This is a genomic window from Xanthomonas populi, assembly GCF_002940065.1.
Lineage (GTDB): Bacteria > Pseudomonadota > Gammaproteobacteria > Xanthomonadales > Xanthomonadaceae > Xanthomonas > Xanthomonas populi.
This window is the reverse complement of the sequence record NZ_MDEJ01000368.1, coordinates 1-340: the sequence shown is the minus strand read 5'-3', so window position 1 is coordinate 340 and position 340 is coordinate 1. Positions and strand designations below refer to the sequence as shown.

1 protein-coding gene is annotated in these 340 nt (G+C 63.8%); it reads right to left on the bottom strand.

Going from position 1 to position 340, the window contains the following annotated elements:
- The coding region (locus XpopCFBP1817_RS21310; protein WP_146090217.1) for an IS3 family transposase at window positions 1–340 on the bottom strand (340 nt) is incomplete at both ends.

Genomic DNA, 340 nt, shown 5'->3' with positions numbered 1-340 from the left:
GTGCGGTCGAACAAAAAGTCCATCGACCACACCTGGTTGGCCTGCGCCGGCCGCAACAGCTGCTGACGCTCGCCCACCGGTACTTTTTTGCGCTTGCGGCGCCTGACCTGCAGCTGCTGCTCGCGGTACAACCGCTCCACGCGCTTGTAGTTCACGATGCGCCCCTCCTGTCGCAATTTGAGATAGATCATCCCCACGCCATAACGGCGATGGCGATGCGCCAACGCAACAATGCGCTCGCGCAGTTCGCCATTGCGATTTTCGCGTGGGCAGTAGCGCAGCGCACTGGCGCTCATGCCGATCGCTGCCAGGGCGCGGCGCTCGCTGGCACCGCACCCAA